Annotated in this window: 20 protein-coding genes and 1 tRNA gene; 6 read left to right on the forward strand and 15 right to left on the reverse strand. The window is 62.6% G+C overall.

From position 1 onward, the window contains the following. Nucleotides 1–229: 229 nt before the first annotated feature. A complete protein-coding gene (gene rpmG / locus E0D86_RS05985; protein ID WP_131649089.1) occupies nucleotides 230–385 on the reverse strand; it encodes a 50S ribosomal protein L33 in 156 nt (51 codons plus the stop codon). Nucleotides 386–396: 11 nt separating this feature from the next. Further along, nucleotides 397–633, reverse strand: coding sequence for a 50S ribosomal protein L28 (gene rpmB / locus E0D86_RS05990; RefSeq protein ID WP_019339373.1), 237 nt, complete (start codon nucleotides 631–633; stop codon nucleotides 397–399). Between the two features lie 523 nt (nucleotides 634–1,156). On the opposite strand from rpmB, the gene E0D86_RS05995 reads away from it, so the two are divergent. After that, entirely contained in the window at nucleotides 1,157–1,939 is a 783-nt protein-coding gene (locus E0D86_RS05995; RefSeq protein WP_131649090.1) for an IclR family transcriptional regulator, read from the forward strand. A 14-nt stretch (nucleotides 1,940–1,953) separates the two neighbouring features. Here the strand turns inward: E0D86_RS05995 and E0D86_RS06000 are convergent, their stop codons facing one another. Beyond that, nucleotides 1,954–2,532, reverse strand: coding sequence for a TetR/AcrR family transcriptional regulator (locus tag E0D86_RS06000; protein ID WP_131649091.1), 579 nt, complete (start codon nucleotides 2,530–2,532; stop codon nucleotides 1,954–1,956). Nucleotides 2,533–2,624: 92 nt separating this feature from the next. Between E0D86_RS06000 and E0D86_RS06005 the strand changes: the two genes are divergently transcribed. Beyond that, nucleotides 2,625–3,509, forward strand: coding sequence for a serine aminopeptidase domain-containing protein (locus tag E0D86_RS06005; protein ID WP_131649092.1), 885 nt, complete (start codon nucleotides 2,625–2,627; stop codon nucleotides 3,507–3,509). Nucleotides 3,510–3,654: 145 nt separating this feature from the next. After that, nucleotides 3,655–4,992, forward strand: a complete 1,338-nt coding sequence (locus E0D86_RS06010) for an MFS transporter (protein ID WP_131649093.1) — start codon at nucleotides 3,655–3,657, stop codon at nucleotides 4,990–4,992. 346 nt (nucleotides 4,993–5,338) lie between these two features. Here the strand turns inward: E0D86_RS06010 and E0D86_RS06015 are convergent, their stop codons facing one another. The 4 genes from E0D86_RS06015 to gabD all read right to left on the reverse strand — a co-directional run bounded on the left by E0D86_RS06015 (nucleotide 5,339) and on the right by gabD (nucleotide 11,633). Further along, nucleotides 5,339–6,481 (reverse strand): acyl-CoA dehydrogenase family protein, encoded by a 1,143-nt coding sequence (locus tag E0D86_RS06015; RefSeq protein ID WP_131649094.1) that lies wholly within the window; start codon nucleotides 6,479–6,481, stop codon nucleotides 5,339–5,341. A gap of 11 nt (nucleotides 6,482–6,492) precedes the next feature. Continuing rightward, nucleotides 6,493–7,689: an acyl-CoA dehydrogenase family protein gene (locus tag E0D86_RS06020; RefSeq protein WP_131649095.1), complete on the reverse strand. Its 1,197-nt coding sequence runs from the start codon at nucleotides 7,687–7,689 to the stop codon at nucleotides 6,493–6,495. 43 nt (nucleotides 7,690–7,732) lie between these two features. Continuing rightward, nucleotides 7,733–9,838: a 3-hydroxyacyl-CoA dehydrogenase NAD-binding domain-containing protein gene (locus E0D86_RS06025; RefSeq protein ID WP_131649096.1), complete on the reverse strand. Its 2,106-nt coding sequence runs from the start codon at nucleotides 9,836–9,838 to the stop codon at nucleotides 7,733–7,735. Nucleotides 9,839–10,184: 346 nt separating this feature from the next. Continuing rightward, nucleotides 10,185–11,633: an NADP-dependent succinate-semialdehyde dehydrogenase gene (gene gabD / locus E0D86_RS06030; RefSeq protein ID WP_131649097.1), complete on the reverse strand. Its 1,449-nt coding sequence runs from the start codon at nucleotides 11,631–11,633 to the stop codon at nucleotides 10,185–10,187. 327 nt (nucleotides 11,634–11,960) lie between these two features. On the opposite strand from gabD, the gene E0D86_RS06035 reads away from it, so the two are divergent. Further along, nucleotides 11,961–12,037: transfer RNA gene (locus E0D86_RS06035), tRNA-Arg, on the forward strand. Nucleotides 12,038–12,249: 212 nt separating this feature from the next. Beyond that, a complete protein-coding gene (locus E0D86_RS06040; RefSeq protein ID WP_131649098.1) occupies nucleotides 12,250–12,618 on the forward strand; it encodes a PH domain-containing protein in 369 nt (122 codons plus the stop codon). 32 nt (nucleotides 12,619–12,650) lie between these two features. Here the strand turns inward: E0D86_RS06040 and E0D86_RS06045 are convergent, their stop codons facing one another. Then, entirely contained in the window at nucleotides 12,651–13,067 is a 417-nt protein-coding gene (locus tag E0D86_RS06045; protein WP_131649099.1) for a VOC family protein, read from the reverse strand. Nucleotides 13,068–13,977: 910 nt separating this feature from the next. Between E0D86_RS06045 and E0D86_RS06050 the strand changes: the two genes are divergently transcribed. Beyond that, nucleotides 13,978–14,898, forward strand: coding sequence for a LysR substrate-binding domain-containing protein (locus tag E0D86_RS06050; RefSeq protein WP_131649100.1), 921 nt, complete (start codon nucleotides 13,978–13,980; stop codon nucleotides 14,896–14,898). Between the two features lie 21 nt (nucleotides 14,899–14,919). Here the strand turns inward: E0D86_RS06050 and madM are convergent, their stop codons facing one another. The 7 genes from madM to E0D86_RS06085 all read right to left on the reverse strand — a co-directional run bounded on the left by madM (nucleotide 14,920) and on the right by E0D86_RS06085 (nucleotide 19,779). Next, nucleotides 14,920–15,684, reverse strand: coding sequence for a malonate transporter subunit MadM (gene madM / locus E0D86_RS06055; protein ID WP_131649101.1), 765 nt, complete (start codon nucleotides 15,682–15,684; stop codon nucleotides 14,920–14,922). A gap of 5 nt (nucleotides 15,685–15,689) precedes the next feature. Beyond that, nucleotides 15,690–16,103, reverse strand: coding sequence for a malonate transporter subunit MadL (gene madL / locus E0D86_RS06060; RefSeq protein ID WP_131649102.1), 414 nt, complete (start codon nucleotides 16,101–16,103; stop codon nucleotides 15,690–15,692). 124 nt (nucleotides 16,104–16,227) lie between these two features. Then, nucleotides 16,228–17,154 (reverse strand): malonate decarboxylase subunit epsilon, encoded by a 927-nt coding sequence (gene mdcH / locus E0D86_RS06065; protein WP_131649103.1) that lies wholly within the window; start codon nucleotides 17,152–17,154, stop codon nucleotides 16,228–16,230. After that, entirely contained in the window at nucleotides 17,151–17,768 is a 618-nt protein-coding gene (locus tag E0D86_RS06070; RefSeq protein ID WP_131649104.1) for a malonate decarboxylase holo-ACP synthase, read from the reverse strand. Before E0D86_RS06070 ends, mdcH begins: the two co-directional genes overlap by 4 nt. A 70-nt stretch (nucleotides 17,769–17,838) precedes the next feature. Next, entirely contained in the window at nucleotides 17,839–18,624 is a 786-nt protein-coding gene (gene mdcE, locus E0D86_RS06075) for a biotin-independent malonate decarboxylase subunit gamma (protein WP_131649105.1), read from the reverse strand. After that, nucleotides 18,621–19,487, reverse strand: coding sequence for a biotin-independent malonate decarboxylase subunit beta (locus E0D86_RS06080; RefSeq protein WP_131649106.1), 867 nt, complete (start codon nucleotides 19,485–19,487; stop codon nucleotides 18,621–18,623). Before E0D86_RS06080 ends, mdcE begins: the two co-directional genes overlap by 4 nt. Further along, entirely contained in the window at nucleotides 19,480–19,779 is a 300-nt protein-coding gene (locus tag E0D86_RS06085) for a malonate decarboxylase subunit delta (RefSeq protein ID WP_014818584.1), read from the reverse strand. Before E0D86_RS06085 ends, E0D86_RS06080 begins: the two co-directional genes overlap by 8 nt.

Here is a 19,779-nt window from a genome sequence, read left to right on the forward strand (position 1 = left end):
TTTGTAGGCGGGCCGGCCTCAGTGCAAAAGCGCTGCTTCGCCGGCACATCTGCGCCCGTTCGCCGCGAGGGCGCACCTCTCACAAAACGATACGGTGAGTGCTTGTTGCCTTTGTGGGAGGCCCGCCCTCGGGGCGAAGCTTTTTGGCTTCCTGGCAGCCTGAACAAAGCACCACGCCAAAACGAAAAAACCCGCCGAGTGGCGGGTTTTTCCTTCAAGGGCCGATCAATTACTTGATCTTGGCTTCCTTGTAGATCACATGCTTACGTACGACAGGATCGAATTTCTTGATTTCGAGCTTGTCAGGGGTGGTGCGCTTGTTCTTGTCGGTGGTGTAGAAGTGGCCGGTACCGGCGCTGGACACCAAACGGATCAGGTCACGCATGATAGTTCTCCTTAAACCTTTTCGCCGCGAGCGCGGAGTTCAGCCAGAACGGCGTCGATGCCGCGCTTGTCGATAACGCGCATGCCTTTGGCAGTCAGGCGCAGACGTACGAAGCGGTTCTCGGACTCGACCCAGAAGCGATGATGCTGCAGGTTCGGAAGAAAACGACGACGGGTTTTGTTGTTCGCGTGGGAAATGTTGTTCCCGGTTACCGGACCCTTACCGGTAACTTGACAGACTCTCGACATGCCTCAGCCCTCTAAAACCACATGCCCAACCCGGCATGGGTTGGCCGCTTGAATTCACTTGTCTTTTGGCGCTCAGCGCCGCGTTTCATTGGGGTCTTACCGGCTACGCAGCAAGCGAAGAAACCGGGCCCCTAGAAAAGAGCGCTGCTTTATATCAGAAAGCCCCCAGGGCAACAAGCGCGGAGTGACTTTTCCGTACCGGCTCATTCAGCCTCCAAGCGCCCGCGGCGCCGGCATCTCCAAGACCTTGCAGAGATACGCCGTTCGTCGCCTGTTATTCAGTGCCCGCTTAGTAGATGGAGTTACAGCACGCTACGTGCCTTTTCGCACAAAGCCTCACGGCAACAACTTAAGGATGCAGAACAGCGAACCATTGTTTTACTGTGCAGAACACAAGCTCGTTTTATTCAACTAGTATGAAACAACATCATCTACAGCAAGGCGGACTGAGCGCACTGCCAGCCATCAGGGCGATCTGCTATCGTTCGCGCCCGCTGCCACTAACAGACAGACCGACATCACCATGAGCGACGCTGAAGACATCGAGAACCCCAAGGACCGCAAATTCGTCGAGGCCCTGTCTCGCGGGTTGGACGTTCTGCGCGCCTTCACCCACGGCTCGGTGGTGATGGGCAACCAGGACATCGCACGCATCACCGGACTACCCAAGCCCACGGTGTCGCGCATGACCTACACCCTGACCAAGCTCGGCTACCTCAGCTACTCGCAGCAACTGGAGAAGTATCAGCTCGATTCCGGCGTGCTGGCCCTGGGCTATGCCTATGTGTCCAATCTGCGTGTGCGTCAGCTGGCCAAGCCGTACATGGACGAGTTCTCCCGTCGCACCAACACTTCCGTAGGCCTGACCTGCCGCGACCGGCTGTCGATGATCTACATCGAAAATTGCCGTCCCGCCGAGGTTTCGACGCTGCGTATGGACGCCGGTGTGCGCCTGCCGCTAGCCACCACCGCGGCGGGCCGGGCCTTTCTCGCCGCCACGCCGGAAAAGGAACGTGAGCACCTGATGGCGGCGCTGGAAACCAAGTATGGCGAAGACTGGCCAACAATGAAGCAGTCGCTGGAAGTGTCCTTCGAGGAATACCGCCAGCATGGGTTCTGCCTGTCTCTGGGCGACTGGGACCGCAACGTTAAAGCCGCTGGCGTGCCACTGCATCTGGCCGACGGCAGCGTCATGGCGCTGACCTGCGGTGCCCCCTCATTCCAACTCAGCGAAGAAACCCTCAGGGGTTCGCTGGCGCACCAGCTGGAAATGCTGGCTCGCGATATCGAAAGCCTCGGCGTCTGACCCGCACCGACGCGCTAGGCCTTGACGCTCGCCCAGGCAATCTCTGCGAGCAGTTCGCGACAATCGGCCAGGGCGGTGCGTGAACGCCCGGCCAGCCAATTGCGCGCCATGTCGTGACAGGGTCCGATCACCACCGCTAGAAAGCAGTCGCCCGGCATTCGGCGAAAGGCGCCGCTTTCACGGTGGCGGCGCAGGATCGCACCGACCCGCTCGCCATGGGCTTGGTTGACCTCTCGCAACCGCTCGCCCATCTCGCCCGCCTCGACCCGCCCACGGTTGTGCAGGACGAAGCGCGCCCAGTTCGGATTCGCCACCACCCAGTCGATGTAGCAGGTGACGAACAGCTTGATGCAGGCTTCGGCATCCAGCGTTTCGATCAGCCCTGCTTCCAACAGCGCGGCGTACTCACCGATGCCTTCAAGATAAAGCGCGGCGATGATCCGCTCGCGATTGCCGAAATGATGATAGAGGCTTCCGATGCTGGCGCCGGAGCGATCGCGGATCATCTCGATGGTGGTGGCTTCAACGCCATGTTCGGTAAAGCAGGCCAGCGCGGCCTGAAGGATTTCCTGTTTGCGGCTACTACGGGCCATCCGGACTCCGGCTAGAATATTTTTCTAGAATTACTTTCTGCCGTTCGTATACTGCACCGATCCAGGCCATACAAAAAGACCGGAGAACAAACATGGCGACGATACAGGCTGAGGCACGCACCATCGACAACGGCAACGGCCATCTGATTTCCAGCTACTGGTACCACCCAGCCGGCACGCCACGCGGCGCTGTGCTGGTCGCGCCGGCAATGGCCGTCGAGCAGCGCTTCTACGCCGATTTCGCCGGCTGGCTCGCCGAGCAGGGCTTTATGGCGGTCACCTTCGACTACCTCGGCATGGGCCTGTCCCGCCGGGTTCCACTGCGCCAGCTCGACGTGGACGTGCTCGACTGGGCCCGCCATGACGCCAGCGCGGTACTGGCAGAAGTCGCCGAGGCGGCCGGCGATCTGCCGCTGTACTGGATCGGCCATAGCGTCGGCGCGCAAATCCTGCCCTTGGTGAAGGGCCATGAGCGGCTCACCCGCATCGTCACCATCGCCGCCGGTAGCGGTTACTGGCGGGAGAACAGCCCACAGATTCGTCGCAAGGCCTGGTTACTCTGGCATGGCCTGGCGCCGGTGCTCACCGCGCTGGCCGGGTATTTTCCCGGTGGCCGCATTGGCGCGGTCGGCGACCTGCCCGCCGGGGTGATCCGTCAGTGGCGCCGCTGGTGCCTGCATCCCCAATATCTGATTGGCGTCGAGGGCGAGCCCGTGCGCCACGCCTTCGACGCCGTGCGAACACCGCTGACATCGCTGTCGTTCACCGACGACGAGATGATGTCGGCACGTAATACCGAGTCGTTGCACGGCTTCTACACATCCGCGCCGAAGAACCTGCGACGGATCGCTCCAAGCGAGATCGGCGCCGCCCGCATCGGCCATTTCGGCTTTTTCCGCAAATCCTTCGCACCAACCCTGTGGTTACGCTGGTTATTGCCAGAGCTAGCACCTGAGGAAAGCCGGACGGTGGCTTAACGCAGCAGACCGCATGTTTTGCACTGCGGAACGACGAGACCATATTTCGAAACATATATAGGGCTTATTGAACTTGCCGGATGGCTGAACTCCGACGACATTTGAGTGGGCTGATCACAGCCATCCCATCAACTCGGAGCCTGCCATGGACAACAACAATAATGGCTACCCCTCGAGCACCCGCGCCTGGGTAACGGTCGCGATCCTGATGCTCGCCTACGTCCTGTCCTTCGTCGACCGGCAGATCCTTAACCTGCTGGTCGAGCCGATCCGTCGCGATCTCGACATCACCGACACCCATATGAGCCTGCTGATGGGCTTCTCCTTCGCGGTGTTCTACACCATCTGCGGTGTGCCCATCGGGCGCCTGGCCGATCGCAAGAGCCGTCGCGGCATCATCGCCGTCGGCGTGCTGATCTGGAGCGTGATGACTGCGCTGTGCGGCACCGCCCGGACGTTCTGGCAGTTCCTGGTGTTCCGCATCGGCGTGGGCGTCGGCGAGGCCGCGTTGTCACCCTCGGCTTACTCATTGATCGCAGACAGCTTCCCGCCCAAGCTGCGCGGCACGGCGATGAGCGTCTACTCGATGGGCATCTACATCGGCTCGGGGCTGGCCTTTCTGCTCGGCGGATTGGTGGTCAAGTTCGCCTCGGCGCAGGGCGATGTGCTGCTGCCGATCATCGGCATGGTCCGCCCGTGGCAGTTGATCTTCCTCGTGCTCGGTGCGGCCGGAATGCTGTTCACCGCCGTACTGTTGCTGATCCGCGAACCGTCGCGCAAAGGTGTCGGCGCCGGGGTCGAGGTGCCGCTGAGCGAAGTGGCCGGCTACATCAAACAGAACCGTCGCACCGTGCTCTGCCACAACTTCGGCTTCGCCTGCCTGGCCTTCGCGGCCTATGGCAGTTCGGCGTGGATACCGACCTTCTTCATTCGCACCTACGGCTGGTCGGCCAGCGACGTCGGCGTGCTTTACGGCTCCGTGGTGGCGGTGGCCGGCTCGCTGGGCATCATCGCCGGCGGGCGGCTGTCCGATCTGCTGCACCGCCGCGGTTACCGCGACGCGCCGCTACGGGTGGGCATCATCTCCGCCGCGCTAACCCTGCCGCTTAACTTCGCCTACCTCGCCGGCAGCGGCGAACTGGCGCTGGCCCTGATCGCCCTTCACGTCTTCACCATTGCGATGCCCTTTGGCGTCGGCCCGGCAGCGATCCAGGAAATCATGCCCAACTCCATGCGCGGCCAGGCCTCGGCGGTGTATCTGTTCGTCATCACCATGGTCGGCCTCGGCATCGGCCCGACCGCGGTGGCGCTGGGTACCGACTTCGTCTTCGGCGACGACAACGCCCTGCGCTACTCGCTGCTGATCGTCACCGGCATCGCCCTAGTCGGCGCCATGATCCTGCTAGGCCTAGGTCTCAAGCACTACCGCGGCAGCCTGGACCGGCTGCAGGAGTGGAAGCCGCAGAGTACGAGCCACACCTGATCCAGGCGGCGATTTACATCCGCCCTACATTCAGGCGCAGAACCATACCGTAGGGTGGGCTTTAGCCCATCGCCAGCGAGCCATTGGTGGGCTAAAGCCCACCCTACGAAAGCCCCGCTCGCGTCTGAACTGGTGCCGGCCCGCGTCATATCGCCGATGCAACTCGCCGGCATGCCCGGCGGGCGGCGGGTTGCACCCGCCCTACATGCTCGGGCGCAGAACCACATCGTAGGGTGGGCTTTAGCCCACCGCCCGTAAGCCATTGGTGGCGCCACTCAATGTCATACAAGTTGCTGGAAAGCAAAACCGGGCCAATGGCCCGGTCGCGTGTACTGTAACTAGCGGCTTACGCCACCTGCATCAACTTCGCGTACGCCCTCAGATGATGGTCGTCATCACCGAACTGGTGGGAGATCATCACCAGGCGCTTGGCGTGATGGGCGAGGTTGTATTCCCAGGTCATGCCGATGCCGCCGTGCAGCTGGATCGCTTCTTCGGCGACCTTGCGTGCGGCGCGGGCGCAGATGTACTTGGCGGCGGCGATGATGCGACGCCGGTCGTCGTTGTCTTCACCATCAGCGAAGGTTGCGGCAAGGATCGCCATGCTGGTGGCCTGTTCCAACTCGGTCTGCATGTCCACCATGCGGTGCTGCAGCACCTGGAACTTGCCGATCGGTACGCCGAACTGCTTGCGCGTCTTCAGGTAGTCGAGGGTCAGCTTGCAGGCTTCATCCATGCTGCCCAGCGCATCGGCGCACTGCGCGGCGATGGCGCGGCCCTGCTGGTAGCGCAGCGCCGGCAGCGCACTGCCGATCTCGCCGAGCACGGCGTCGGCCGTGACCTGAACGTTGTCGAGGAACAGTTCGCAGCCCTTGCGCCCGTCGATGGTCGGGTAGACGCGGCGGCTGACGCCTTGGGCATTCGGGTCGACGAGGAACAGGCTGATGCCGGCTTCGTCGCGACTGTCACCGGCAGTGCGCGCGGAGACGATGATCTGACCGGCGCTGTGCCCACCGATCACCACGGCCTTCCGCCCAGACAGCCGGTAGCCGCCGTCAATGGCCTCAGCGTTGGTCTGCACGTCGTTGAGGTTGTAGTGGCTCTGCGGCTCTTCGAACGCCACCGCCAATTGCAACGAGCCAGCCGCTACCCGGGGCAGCAAATCCTGCTTCTGCGTGTCGCTGCCCAGCTGGTTGAGCAATCCGCCACCATAGATGACCGACTGCAGGTAGGGCTCAAGCGTCAGGCCACGGCCCAGCTCGGTCATGACCAGCATGGTTTCCACGCCGCCGCCACCGAAGCCACCAATCTCTTCGGCGAACGGCACGGCCGTCAGGCCCAGCTCGCCCAGCTGGCCCCAGAACTCGGCGGAGAAGCCCAGTTCCGACTCGCTGAATTTCTCGCGCTGCTCGAACGGGTAGGCGTCGCGCACCAGACGCGCCGCGGTGTCTTGCAGCATTTGCTGCTCTTCAGTCAGTTTGAAGTCCATTGCGGTGCCCCTTACAGCTCGAGAATCATCTTCGAGACGATGTTCTTCTGGATTTCGTTGGAGCCGCCGAAGATCGACAGCTTGCGCATGTTGAAGTAATCACCGGCCAGCGAAGCGCTGTAGTCGGCGTGCAACAGCTCGCCCTCGTAATCGAGCTGCAGCTCCTCGTCGAGGAACGGCAGCGCGTAGGGGCCGATCACCTTGCGCAACAGGCTAGTGATGGCCTGGCGGATTTCGGTGCCCTTGACCTTGAGAATGGAAGACTCCGCACCGGGCACGCCGCCCTCCTTCGCCGCGGCAAGGATGCGCAGGGTGCTCATCTCGATGGCCATCAGCTGCATTTCGACTTCCGCAACCTGGGCGCGGAACAGCGGGTCTTCGAGCATTGGTTTGCCGTCGCAGACTTCCTTCATGGCGATGCGCTTGAGATGCGCCAGCGCCGCCTTCGACGCGCCGATGCCGGCCAGGCCTGTGCGCTCGTGGGTCAAAAGGTACTTGGCGCAGGTCCAGCCCTGGTTTTCCTGGCCGACGAGGTTTTCCACCGGCACGCGGACGTTGTCGAAGAAGACTTCGTTAACTTCGTGATCGCCGTCCAGGGTGATGATCGGCCGCACGCTGATGCCCGGCGTGCTCATGTCGATCAACAGGAAGCTGATGCCGCGCTGTTGCTGGGCCTCTGGGTCTGTGCGCACCAGGCAGAAAATCCAGTCGGCGTGCTGACCGAGGGTGGTCCAGGTCTTCTGGCCGTTGACGACATAGTGGTCGCCGTCACGCACGGCGCGGGTCTTCAGGCTCGCCAGATCGGAACCGGCACCCGGCTCGGAATAGCCCTGGCACCACCAGTCGGTGCCATCGAGGATGCGCGGCAGGTAGTGATCCTTCTGCTGCTGGGTGCCGAACTTGATGATCACCGGGGCGACCATGTTGACGCCGAAAGGCACACTACGCGGCGCACCGAAGGCGGCGCATTCCTCGTCGAAAATGTGCTTCTCGACCGGGCCCCAGGTGGTCCCGCCCAGCTCCACCGGCCAGCCCGGCGCGTACCAGCCGCGCTTGACCAGAATCTGCTGCCAGCGCTGGTGGTCTTCTTTGGACATGTGCTTGCCGAGCTTGACCTTGGCGGCGATGTCCGCGGGCAGCTCGTTTGTCAGGAAGGCGCGCACTTCATCGCGGAAGGCGAGCTCTTCGGCCGTGTAGTTGACGTTCATGGGAAGGTCCTCATGGTGCGTTCGGATTGCAGGCGGGCGGTGCTCATTGCCCGGCCTGCCATTCGGTGAAGGTGCGGCCTTCGGCGGCCAGTTTTTCCAGCAGCGGCGCTGGCTTCCACCAGTCGCCGCAACGTGCGTGCAGTTCCTTGACCCGCGCCAGCACCTTGTCCAGGCCAACGCTGTCGGCGTAGTACATCGGGCCGCCACGGAAGGCCGGGAAGCCGTAACCGTTGAGGTAGATGATGTCGATGTCGCTGGAACGCTGGGCGACGCCCTCCTTGAGAATCTTCGCGCCCTCGTTGACCAGCGCATAAATGGTCCGCTCGATGATGTATTGCTCGTCCAGCGTCTTGCGCTTGATGCCCTTTTCCCGCGAGGCTGCTTCGAGCATAGGCGCCAACTCGGGATTCTCCAGCGGCGTGCGGTTGCCCGGTTCATAGCGGTAGTAGCCGGCGCCGGTCTTCTGCCCGAGCATGCCGGCAGCGCAGAGCTTGTCGGACACTGTCGGGAAATCCAGATGCGCCGGCAGCGTCGCGCGCTGGCGCTTGCGGATCGCCTGACCGATGTCGAGACCGGACAGGTCGCGCATGGCGAACGGTCCCATGGCCATGCCGAAGTTACGCAGCGCACCATCGACCTGCTGCGGCGTGGCGCCCTCTTCCAGCAGGAACTCCGCCTCACGGCCGTACTGAAAGACCATGCGGTTGCCGACGAAGCCATCGCAGACGCCGACCACGACCGAGACTTTCTTCAGCTTCTTGCCGATGGCCATGGCAGTGCCGAGCACCTCATGACTGGTCTTCTCGCCGCGCACCACTTCCAGCAAGCGCATGACGTTGGCGGGGCTGAAGAAGTGCAGACCGACTACATCTTCTGGCCGCTTGGTGAAGGCAGCGATGGCGTTCAGGTCCAGCGACGAGGTGTTAGAGGCGAGGATCGCACCGGGCTTGCACACCGCGTCCAGCTGTTCGAAAACCTGCTGCTTGACGCCCATCTCTTCGAATACCGCTTCGACCACCACGTCGACATCTGCCAGCGCTGCGTACTCGGTGACGCCTTCGACCAGCTTGAGGCGCTTTTCCATCGCGTCCTCGGTGAGGCTGCCGCGCTTGACGCTGGCCGCGTAGGTATCACGAGCCCGCTGCAGGCCGCGCTGCAGCGCTTCTTCATTGATCTCCAGCAGCTTCACCGGCACCCCGGCGTTGGCAAAGCACAGGGCAATCCCGACACCCATGGTGCCGCCGCCGATCACCGCGGCGGTGCTAATGGCACGGGGTTTCACATCGGCCGGCAGATCGTTGATCTTGCTCGCTTGGCGCTCGCTGAAGAACGAATGAATAAGCGCACCGCGCTGCGGCGAGTTCAGGCACTCGGCGAACAGCTCCCGCTCACGCTTGAGGCCCTCGGCCAGTGGCAGCTTGGTTGCCGCCTCAACCGCGGCGATGCAACGCAGCGGCGAGAACAGCCCCGGCATGCGCTTGGCCACTTCGGCGTGCTTGGCGCGGATCAGCGCCTCGTTGTCGGCGTTTTCCAGACCGCGCGTCTGTTCACCGCTGCGGCGCGGGGCGCGGCCTTCTTCGACCATGCGACGAGCATAGGCCAGACCGGCGCCTCTCAGGTCGCCTTCGAATACCTCATCGACGATGTGGTGCTCCACCGCCTCAGCGGCGCCAATCGGCGTGCCGCTGACGATCATGTCCAGCGCCTTGGCGACCCCGGCCAGACGCGGCAGTCGCTGCGTGCCGCCAGCGCCGGGCAGCAGCCCCAGCTTCACTTCCGGCAACCCGACCTTGGCGTCGCGGCGTGCGATGCGGTAATGACAGCCCAATGCGACTTCCAACCCGCCACCCAGGGCGGTGCCATGAATCACCGCAACGCTGGGCTTGCTGCTGCTTTCGATAACCTCGATCACCTCCGGCAGGCTCGGCGCCTGCGGCGGCTTGCCGAATTCCTTGATATCGGCGCCGGCGATAAAGGTGTTGCCTTCACAGACCAGCACGACGGCGCGAACCTGCGCGTCCGCTTCGGCGCTTTGAAACGCCTGCAGCAGCCCTTGACGCACGGCATGGCCGAGCGCGTTGACCGGGGGGTTGTTGACCGTGATCAGAGCAATCTCGCCCTGAAGTTCGAGCCGTACGACATCCGTCATGGCAGGCCTCCGCTTGTGAAATGATGAATTGGATTTGTTATTTCACGGAATTTTGTTTCGCACAGCAGAATAATAGACTCATTTCTGCATGTCGAGAGACTGGTGATAATCGCTTCAGTTGGCAACCGCCATAACTGTCTAGCGCACCGGGTGTCGTCTTTTCGCCTGTTTTCGCACCTGATCGATGCGCCAGCGAGACTCACGCGTCAACGCGACCTGCTGATGACAGCAGACAAACCGTCACTGGATGCCGCCAGCTTGAGATATTGACCAGCGGGATAAGCCGCCATAAGCGAAAAGGAGCCAGTCCCGAAAGGGAACTGGCTCCTCGTGATACCGCTTAGTTTTACAGCCCCAGGCAGAGGTACTTGATCTCCAGGTAATCCTCGATGCCGTACTTCGAGCCTTCGCGCCCCAATCCGGATGACTTCACGCCGCCGAACGGCGCCACCTCAGTGGAGATCATCCCGGTGTTGATGCCGATCATCCCCGACTCGATGGCCTCGGCCACGCGGAACACGCGGCCCAGGTCACGGGCGTAAAAGTACGCGGCCAAGCCGAACTCGGTGTCGTTGGCCAGGGCGATGCCCTCAGCTTCATCCTCGAAGCGGAACAGCGGCGCCAGCGGCCCGAAGGTTTCCTCTTTGGCCACCTTGGCGCCGTGCGGCACGTTGACCATTAATGTCGGCTCGAAATAGCTACCGCCCATCTGATGCGCCTTGCCGCCGGTGAGCACCTTGGCGCCATTGGCGACGGCATCCTCTATGTGTTCCCTGACCTTGGCCGCCGCGCGGTCGTCAATCAGCGGGCCGATGTCGGTGCCCTCTTCCAGCCCATTGCCGACTTTCAGTTTCTCCACCGCGGCCTGGAATTTCTTTGCGAACTCGTCGTACACACCGTTCTGCACATAGATGCGGTTGACGCAGACGCAGGTCTGCCCGGCGTTACGGTATTTGGACTGCATTGCGCCCTTCACCGCCTCATCGAGATCGGCATCGTCGAACACCAGGAACGGTGCGTTGCCGCCCAGTTCCAGCGAGACCTTCTTGATGCCCGGTGCGCACTGGGCCATCAGCTTAGCGCCGACTTCGGTGGAGCCGGTGAAGGTGATCTTGCGCACGGTCGGGTTGGCGGTCAGCTCGTCGCCGATATCGCCGGCCGAACCGGTGATGACACTGAATACGCCTTTGGGAATGCCGGCACGCTCAGCCAACTCGGCCAACGCCAACGCAGAGAACGGCGTCTGGCTGGCGGGCTTGACCACCATGGTGCAACCCGCCGCGAGAGCCGGGCCGGCCTTGCGGGTGATCATCGCCGCCGGGAAATTCCACGGCGTGATGGCCGCGGTGACGCCAATCGGCTGCTTGATGACGATGATGCGCTTGTCTTTTTGATGCCCAGGAATGGTGTCGCCATAGATGCGCTTGGCCTCTTCGGCGAACCACTCGATAAAGGATGCGGCATAGGTGATCTCGCCCTTGGACTCGGCCAGCGGCTTGCCCTGCTCCAGCGTCATCAGCCGGCCCAGATCGTCCTGATTCTCCATCATCAGCTCGAACCAGCGCCGCAGCTTCTGCGAGCGCTCCTTGGCGGTCAGATCACGCCAGGCCGGCAGCGCGCGCTCGGCCGCCTCGATGGCACGGCGTGTTTCGGCGACCCCCATCTTCGGCACCGTACCGAGGATTTCGCCGCTGGCCGGGTTGTTTACCTTGATCGTCTCGCCGCTGTCGGCGTCCTGCCAGCTGCCATCTATATAAGCCTGCTGACGGAACAGAGCGGTATCTTTGAGTTGCATGGCAGTCTCCTTCGAGCCGGCAGATGCTGCCGGGAAATGGACCAAGGCCGTTGGCCGAAAGGGGCGATCCGCAGCGGGCACCGCCTGACCTCTGTCAGAGCGAAAGGCAACCTCATGGTTCCTGCCGAGACGCACGCCGTTTGATATCTCGAACGAATCCTAGTGGTGTGTAGCTGTGCGCAGCAACACCATGTTCAAAAAAACTAACGCCTGATAGATCAGCCTGATGACCCGGCACGCCATGGCAGCCTCGTCCCAACCATGGCGCCAGCCGCCGAGCCGCCATGGACGGCTGCGGGCGACATGCGTATGATTGCGCCCCGCAACGCACCAGTAGCTCAGCTGGATAGAGTACTGCCCTCCGAAGGCAGGGGTCGTGGGTTCGAATCCCGCCTGGTGCGCCATATTAAAGAAGGCCCTAGATGAAAATCTGGGGCCTTTTTCGTTTCGCGTCCTGCTATTGCAATTTTGGCGGACACTTCTGCACACGCCACTCGCCAGGGCGAAGGCCTCATGTAGCAAGTGACGCCGCACAGGGTAAAACTAAACAGCGGCGGGACGGTATGGCGGTTATCTTGCTCAGCGTGTAGCCAGAAAATAGAACCGGGGAATGCGGATGATCGACTTCAATAACAAAGGCTTTTTCAAGCTGAAGCAGAACGACGAGTATGCGGAGCGGGTCAGCTCCCTTCTGCTGGACGGCGAGCAAGTGGTCGACGCGTACAAATCGATGCGCGACGGCGTGGTGTTCACGACCAAGCGAATCATCGCGGTAAACGTGCAAGGCCTCACCGGTAGCAAAAAGGACTTTACCTCCCTGCCCTACAAGAACATCGTCGCCTATTCGGTGGAAACGTCCGGAACCTTCGATCTGGATTCGGAGCTGGAAATCTACTTTTCATCGTTGGGCAAGGTTAGGTTCGAATTCACCGGCAAGGCTTCGGTCGTTGAGATATCCAGGCACATATCCAGGCATCTACTCTGAGGCAACCAGGGCTGGCGTTCACCGGTAATGCTTCAGTCCAGGAGCTGCGGGTTCCATACGATTTCCCAGAGGTGCCCGTCCGGGTCCTTGAAATAGCCTGAATAACCGCCCCAGAACGTCTCGTGCTGCGGCTTGACGATGACGGCTCCGGCCGTCTCGGCTATCGCCATGACGGCATCGACGTCGGCTTTCGACGCCACGTTGTGGCCCAACGTCATCTCTGTCGAACTGGCCGGACCGAGCTCCAGCCCCGAGTCATGAGCGATGCTGCTACGCGGCCAGAGCGCCAGGCGCAGGCCGGGTTGCAGATGGATGAACACTACCGCACCGTACTCGAAGGCCTCACCGATGATGCCTTCGCTCGCGAAGCCGAGGCCGTCGCGGTAGAACTGCAACGACGCCTCGAGATCCTCGACCCCGAGGGTGATGACGGTGATTCGTGGCTGCATGAACGGACTCCGTAGCGGGCTGTATTATTGCGTCCTGTTATGTAGAGCGGTAACAACACGATCTGATTGCTTTCCCGACCGGCTTCAGATCCTTTACTCGACCCCCAGGTTGAATGAGCGTCACGGCAGCGTCACCGAAACCGGCCTTGGTGGAGCAATCCGGATCAGCCAGCGCACGGTCTGCGTGCGTGAACAAACAGTCCTTATGGGCGTAGCGGTCGAAAGCTCGGGCCCCACAAGCGCTGGCTTCATTCCTGCTAGACAGCTCGGACTGTCATTCTGGCCGAGCGGGTGAAACCTGCTTATCGGATTGGCGCGCTGATTGGATAGGTTCGTAGGGGTGTCAAAGCTTTAGCCCGGCACCATCGGGCCGCAGGCGGCCTACCGGTCGACTCCCGTGTCATGGCATGACGCACTAGCTGTCGAGATAACGGCAGGTTCAGGCCGGCCAAGCTCCGATTCCGGGCTGTTTTCGGTGCGAATCCCCAACGCTGTTAGCAGCGTCTCGGTGACTTCCATGAATGAGTACCCATCAGCCCATATCTGAGTCTTAACGTTCAGCCTGTCATCCATTTTTAGTTCCTAAGCTGAGCGTCCGCACAGCCATTCGTTCGAGTTGTAGTGGGATGCCTGAAGTGGCAATAAGCAACTACAGCATCAACCATGCCACTATTTGAATGTTAGTTTTTTCTTTAAAAATCAATAAGTTATATAGCCAATAGCTCCTGAAAGCCTTGCAAGTTGCATGACTGAGTTTGTAGTTCCATGCGATGTGCACTTCAGATCATCGTTTCCGACTGGACAGCTCGTACGTTGCGATCAGCACAGCAGGAGGCAACCGACTCCTGCTGCTAAGCCCGAAGTTGGGCTGCGTTAGGCATAATCGACTGCCATTGCCTGAGCACCCGCCATGCAGATCGACGAAGAACTCACGCTGAAGAAGCTGGAAGTATTTCTGGCATTCATGCGCAGCGGAAACCTGAGCAAGGCGGCGGCTGAGCTCAATACCAGCAATGTCAGCGTGCACCGCGCCATCCATTCGCTGGAGAGCGCCTTACGCTGTCCGCTGTTCAAGCATGAAGGGCGCAACCTGATTCCGCTGGAAAGTGCCTACGTACTCGAAGAAAAGGCCCAGAAGCTGGTGCAGGACGTGCTGGAGACGGTGCGCCAGACACGGGAGGCCGCAGGCTTCTCGGCTGAGCGTTTCAAGCTCGGCGCGCTCTACTCGCTGACGGTGAAAACCGTGCCGCATCTGATCATGGGCCTGAAACTGCGCCGTAGTGAACTCAACATCGACCTGATCCTAGGCTCCAATATCGATCTGTTCTACAAGCTGAAGAACATGGAGCTGGATGCCATTCTGGTATCGCTGAACGAGAGCGTCAGCAACGATCCGGACTGTGCGCAGTTGTCATTGTTCGCTGATGACATCTTTCTCGCCGCACCGGCCGATTCACCCTTCGCTCAGCAACCGGAGGTGGATCTGAGCGACTTGCGCGACGCGACATTCATCACACTCACCCAGGGCTTCGCTACCCATCAGGACGGCAACCGGGTGTTCCAGCAGGCAGGGTTCGAGCCGAAGGTGGCGATGCAGGTGAACGACATTTTCACCTTGCTGAGCATGGTCAATTCGGGAGTGGGTTATGCCCTGCTGCCGGGCCGGGTGGGGATGGTCTATGAATCCCGGGTCAAGCTGGTGCCGTTGCAGGCGCGCTATCACCTGCAGCAGCACATCGGCGTGGTGTTTCTGAAAGCCAAGGAGCGCGACCCGAACCTGCTCGCGCTCCTCGCCGAATGCCGCATGTACAGTTTGAAGAACCCCAGCTGAACCACGCGGCGGCTTCCCGGTTCAGCCGAGCAGGCCTCGCATGACGAAGAACAGTAGCGAAGGCCCGAGCAGGCAGCCCAGCGCGGTATAAAACGCTGCGGTTAGACAGCCATAAGGCACCAGTTTCGGGTCGGTTGCCGCAAGGCCGCCGGCAACGCCGCTAGAAGTGCCGATCAGGCCGCCGAATATCACTGCCGAGCGAGGGTTGTTCAGGCCGATCAGCGGCGCGATGAAAGGCGTCGCCACCATCACCAGGATGGCCTTGACCAGGCCTGCCGCGATGGAAAGGGCCATCACTTCAGAGCTGGCGCCGATCGCCGCACCGGTGACCGGACCGACGATGTAGGTCACCGCGCCAGTGCCGATGGTAGTCAGGCTGACTGCATCGGTGTAGCCGAAGGCCACGGCCACTCCGACCCCCGCCACGAACGAAGAGAATACTCCGATGAACAACGCCAGTACGCCAACGAAACCAGCGCGCTTGAGCTCCTCGACGCTGACGCCGAAACCCGTGGCGACGATGGCGAAGTCACGCAGCATCGCGCCGCCCAGAAGGCCGATGCCGGAGAACATTGCGATATCCACCAGCCCCTTCTGCCCGCCGGTAACCACGCCGCCGATGTAGGACAACAACAGGCCGATGAGAATGGCCACTGCCGAGCCATGCAGGCGGCCCTTGGTGAGCTTGTCCGAGAGCCAGTAGGACAGCCACATGGTGGCGCCGATGATGGCGAAGCCGCTGATCATGCCGTAGCCGGAGATCACTTTCATGAGGGATTCGTACATGGCCGTTACCCCCGGACGCTACTGGTGGCGGGCTTGACCGAGGCGACCGGCTCGGCTTCAGGCTTTTTTCTGCCGATCCGGTCCAGCACCGGCACCAGCGCAAAGGCCACCGCCACCGCGGCAACACCGGCGAGAATGGCCATTGGGCCGCCGGAGAGCGCGCCGTATACGTTCTGTTGCGCGGCCATGGCGACCACAATCGGGATGTAGACGGCGCTCCAGAACTTGATGCCCTGCTCCGATTCCGGATTGAACAGGCCGCGTTTTTTCAGATAGCTGCCGATCAGGATCAGCAGAACCATGGCGATACCAACGCCGCCGACGTTGGCCGGCACGCCGATCGCTTTGCCGAGCAGCTCGCCGATGAAGATACCGGTGAGGGTACACAAGGCCAGGAAGGCCACACCGAAAATAATCATTGTTATTGTCCTTTTTGGATTGCGCTCAGCCTGCCGAAGGCCTGGCGCGTGTTGTCGAGGTAGTTGTTGTTATCCGTCGATCAGTAGGCGAGCAAGGCTCCCTCACCCTGATGAAGCACGCGATCTATCGGCTCTGGCTGCCCTCCTGACGCAGCAAGGCGTCCAGTGTGTCCAACCGAGCGCCGTCGAAAGCGATCAGCGTACCCTGTTCGAAAACCCGTCGCGCCAGCCCGGTGAGCACGGAGCCGGGCGGCAGTTCGATATGCAGCCGCACACCGCGCTCGTAGGCAGTACGCAGGGTGCCGTGCCAGTCGACGACGCGGCACATGTTGAAGGCGAGGTCATCGCGCAGGCGCTCGGCATCGAACACCGGGCGCGCCGACGAACCGCTGAGATAACGCAACCGCGGAGCGCGCAGGTTGACCTTGGCAAACGCTTCGGCCAGGTGCTGCGCCGGCGCGTCCAGCAGGGCGCAGTGCGAGGGCACGCTCATCGCCAGGCGACGCGCGCATGAGGCGCCGAGAGCCTTGGCCTGAGCGGCAACCGCCTCCATGGCGGCGTCGCTGCCGGCGATGACGATCTGGTTGTCGGCGTTGATGTTCGCCAGGTAGGCGGGCTCCGTAGCTTCTGCCAGCAGGCTCTCTACCGTGCAGAGCTGGAGGCCGAGGATCGCTGTCATGCCGTAGCCTTCGGGGTAGGCTTCCTGCATCAGCTCACCGCGCAGTGCCACCAGGCGCAGGGCGTCGGTGTAGTCGAGCGACTCGGCGACAACCGCCGCGGCATAGGCCCCGATGGACAGTCCGGCAACGTAATCGGGTCGCTGACCGTCGCGCATCAGCAGACGCGCACCGGCGACGCCGGCGATCAGCAGGCAGAGCTGAACAGCGCGGGTCGAACGCAGCGCTTCGGCCGAATCCAGCATCAGCGCATCTTCGCCGAGCACTGCGCTGGCCTCTGCGAGGGTAGCGGCAACTTCCGGCGCGGAAGGCAGGCGATGGAGCATGCCGGGCTTCTGCGCGCCCTGGCCGGGAAAGGCGAAAAGGTTGCTCATGCGGCGACCTCCTCTGCCCAGGGATCGTCAACCAGGCGCGGCCCATGCTCGGTCTTGGCCAGCACTCGTGCGGCGCTGCCGGCCCACTCACGCAGTGCCACGCCACCGAGCGGCGTTTCCAGTTGTAGATCGATGCGGCAATCATGGCCCTCCAGCAGCTGCAGCAGCGAACGCGCCTCGCTGCGTGGCAACGGCCGTTCGGCCCGCAGCAGCAGATCGAGATCGCTGTCCGGGTGAGCAACGTGCAAGCCGGTGGCGAGCTGGAAGCCTGCCGAGCCGGTGACGCCCCAGACGTGGCCCAGGCCGTCGAGCAAGGGTCGCAGGCCTGCCAGGGCGCTGAATACCGGAAGCTCTTCGCGCGCGCGGCGCTCGACCAGCTGTTCGGGCGCCAGGCAATGACGGATCGCCTCGAACGGCATCACGGTCGCTAGACGCTGCGCCCGCGTGGCCCCACGCAGACCAACCGCCACCAGCCCCGGTGCTACGCGGGCACGGCGCACCACAACCGGCTGGCCAGCAGCCAGCACGGCCAGTGCCCAGGCCGGGGCGTCGGCTGGCAGCTGCTCGGGTCGCATGCCCCAGAGCAGGTCGTGGGGGCGTGGTGTGCTGTGCATCTCTAGCCTCCTCGTGATTGTTGTTATCGAGGGTGGGAGCAGGCGGGTCGCGCCCGCGCTTACCTTGGCGTTACCACTGCGCGCGCAGCAGCTCGCGCACCCGTGACGAAGCCTCGCGATTCGGCGCGCCGAGGCGGCCACGCAGGTCGGTGCTGCTGCCGATGTCCGCGACGGCCTTCAACAGGCACTCTCGAACCTTCTGCAAATCGTCACCGCCCGGCTGCTCGATGTTCGCCACCGAGAGGGTTTCCCAGAGCAGACCGAGGGTCGCGTAGTTGTCGATGTCGTAGGCCATTGGCGGCACCGATTCGGCCAGGGCTTCCAGCTCCTCGACGCTGCGCAGGGTGATGCGCGCGGCGGCAGCCTTGCCCATGGCATGCACCATCACACCGGGATCGCGCAGAGCGATGATCCGCTGGGCCTGGTAGCCGTGAGCGAGGAAGGCACCGGACATGGCCTTGCCCACTAGCAGCGAAACCACGGGATGCCCGGCCAGACGCGCACGGGCATAGCCGTCCACTGCGCCGGCCAGCGCCTGATGAATGCCTAGCGCTTCTTCGCGGCGGCCGTAGGCCTGGCTCGGCACGTCGACCACCGCAACCAGCACGCGCTTGTCGGCCTTGTCATGATCGGCTTCGATGACCTCATCGACTGCCTTACCCAGCGCCCAGCCTTCGAGCAGGCCAACCTCACCATTACGGGCACGGGGAAACGGACTCTCGGCATCCGGCACCACGGCGATGTAGCGCGCGGGGCGCTCGCCCAGCGTGCCATCGACCACCTTCACCGAGGCCGGGTAGCCCGCCAGTGCCTGACCGCCGGCCAGGGCTTGCAACCAGTTCAGTCCACGGCTCATCTGGCATCTCCTTCATAGAGGGCACGCACGGCGGCGGCATCGAGTTGGGTGCGGGTATCGGCGTCGGCCAGGCGCTGGAGAAACCAGGCGTGGCGGCGACTGCGTGGCTGCACCGGCTTGCCGAGGACGAACAGTTCGTGCAGCTGATCGCGGATGGCGTCGGTGTCGTCGGCGACATAGGCGTCCACCAGACCCGAGGCGTAACGCTGCTCGCCGCCGGTCAGGCTCCAGATGAAGGGCCGGTCGCGCGAGTCGTACTCGTCGAGCCCAGCTTCCTGCTCGATCACCTGCGGGCCGTTGAGACCAACGCGGGCTTCGCGGGTGGCGATCAGGTAGCTGCACAAGCCCGAGGCGATGCCCATGCCGCCGAAGCAGCCGACCGAGCCGGCCACCACGCCGATCACCGGCTGATATTCGCGCAGCTCGACGATGGCGGCCTGAATCTCGGCGATCGCCGCCAGGCCCAAATTGGCTTCCTGCAGGCGCACCCCGCCTGTTTCCAGCAGCAGTACGGCGCGGGTGGGGATGCCTTTGCGGTTGTCTTCGACAGCCAACTCAAGAGCGCCGGCGATTTTCGCGCCGCCGACTTCACCCATACTGCCGCCCTGGAACGCGCCTTCAATGGCGGCGATCACCGCCGGGTGGCCGTCGATGGTGCCCTTGGCGACCACCACGCCGTCATCGGCCTGGGTGACGATGCCCTGCTTCGGCAGCCAGGGCGAAGTGACGCGGTCGAACGGGTCGAGCAGTTCGCGGAAGCTGCCTTCGTCCAGCAGTGCGCGGGCACGCTGGCGGGCGCCAAGCTCGACGAAGCTGCGTGACTTGAGTAAACGGGCCACATTGTCAGCAGACGAATCAGTCATGGCCGACCTCCTCCAACCCCTGCTCCAGACGCAGACGGACTACGCCGGGTGTGGCCCCAAAATCGTGAATATCGATGTTCAGTGCCGGCAGGTTCTGCTCGCGGAACATCCGCTCGAAAAGTTGCTGCCAGCGCTGCTCGGCGCCGTTGACCGAGGTGACCACCTGAATGGCCAGCTTGCCGGCCTGGCCGGGCTCGAGCAGCACTTCCAGATCGCCCGAGCCGACCACGCCGACCAGAGCCTTGCCGCGGGCGGGTTGCCCGGCAGCGAATTCGAAAGACAGGGTTTCCAT

The sequence above is a fragment of the Pseudomonas sp. IC_126 genome, from assembly GCF_004331835.1.
Lineage (GTDB): Bacteria > Pseudomonadota > Gammaproteobacteria > Pseudomonadales > Pseudomonadaceae > Stutzerimonas.

Excerpts from the sequence above, each read along its gene's own strand:
- rpmG (WP_131649089.1), bottom strand. The coding sequence starts at position 385 with ATGCGTGACCTGATCCGTTTGGTGTCCAGCGCCGGTACCGGCCACTTC.
- rpmB (WP_019339373.1), bottom strand. The coding sequence starts at position 633 with ATGTCGAGAGTCTGTCAAGTTACCGGTAAGGGTCCGGTAACCGGGAAC.
- E0D86_RS05995 (WP_131649090.1), top strand. The coding sequence starts at position 1,157 with ATGAGCGACGCTGAAGACATCGAGAACCCCAAGGACCGCAAATTCGTC.
- E0D86_RS06000 (WP_131649091.1), bottom strand. The coding sequence starts at position 2,532 with ATGGCCCGTAGTAGCCGCAAACAGGAAATCCTTCAGGCCGCGCTGGCC.
- E0D86_RS06005 (WP_131649092.1), top strand. The coding sequence starts at position 2,625 with ATGGCGACGATACAGGCTGAGGCACGCACCATCGACAACGGCAACGGC.
- E0D86_RS06010 (WP_131649093.1), top strand. The coding sequence starts at position 3,655 with ATGGACAACAACAATAATGGCTACCCCTCGAGCACCCGCGCCTGGGTA.
- E0D86_RS06015 (WP_131649094.1), bottom strand. The coding sequence starts at position 6,481 with ATGGACTTCAAACTGACTGAAGAGCAGCAAATGCTGCAAGACACCGCG.
- E0D86_RS06020 (WP_131649095.1), bottom strand. The coding sequence starts at position 7,689 with ATGAACGTCAACTACACGGCCGAAGAGCTCGCCTTCCGCGATGAAGTG.
- E0D86_RS06025 (WP_131649096.1), bottom strand. The coding sequence starts at position 9,838 with ATGACGGATGTCGTACGGCTCGAACTTCAGGGCGAGATTGCTCTGATC.
- gabD (WP_131649097.1), bottom strand. The coding sequence starts at position 11,633 with ATGCAACTCAAAGATACCGCTCTGTTCCGTCAGCAGGCTTATATAGAT.
- E0D86_RS06040 (WP_131649098.1), top strand. The coding sequence starts at position 12,250 with ATGATCGACTTCAATAACAAAGGCTTTTTCAAGCTGAAGCAGAACGAC.
- E0D86_RS06045 (WP_131649099.1), bottom strand. The coding sequence starts at position 13,067 with ATGCAGCCACGAATCACCGTCATCACCCTCGGGGTCGAGGATCTCGAG.
- E0D86_RS06050 (WP_131649100.1), top strand. The coding sequence starts at position 13,978 with ATGCAGATCGACGAAGAACTCACGCTGAAGAAGCTGGAAGTATTTCTG.
- madM (WP_131649101.1), bottom strand. The coding sequence starts at position 15,684 with ATGTACGAATCCCTCATGAAAGTGATCTCCGGCTACGGCATGATCAGC.
- madL (WP_131649102.1), bottom strand. The coding sequence starts at position 16,103 with ATGATTATTTTCGGTGTGGCCTTCCTGGCCTTGTGTACCCTCACCGGT.
- mdcH (WP_131649103.1), bottom strand. The coding sequence starts at position 17,154 with ATGAGCAACCTTTTCGCCTTTCCCGGCCAGGGCGCGCAGAAGCCCGGC.
- E0D86_RS06070 (WP_131649104.1), bottom strand. The coding sequence starts at position 17,768 with ATGCACAGCACACCACGCCCCCACGACCTGCTCTGGGGCATGCGACCC.
- mdcE (WP_131649105.1), bottom strand. The coding sequence starts at position 18,624 with ATGAGCCGTGGACTGAACTGGTTGCAAGCCCTGGCCGGCGGTCAGGCA.
- E0D86_RS06080 (WP_131649106.1), bottom strand. The coding sequence starts at position 19,487 with ATGACTGATTCGTCTGCTGACAATGTGGCCCGTTTACTCAAGTCACGC.
- E0D86_RS06085 (WP_014818584.1), bottom strand. The coding sequence starts at position 19,779 with ATGGAAACCCTGTCTTTCGAATTCGCTGCCGGGCAACCCGCCCGCGGC.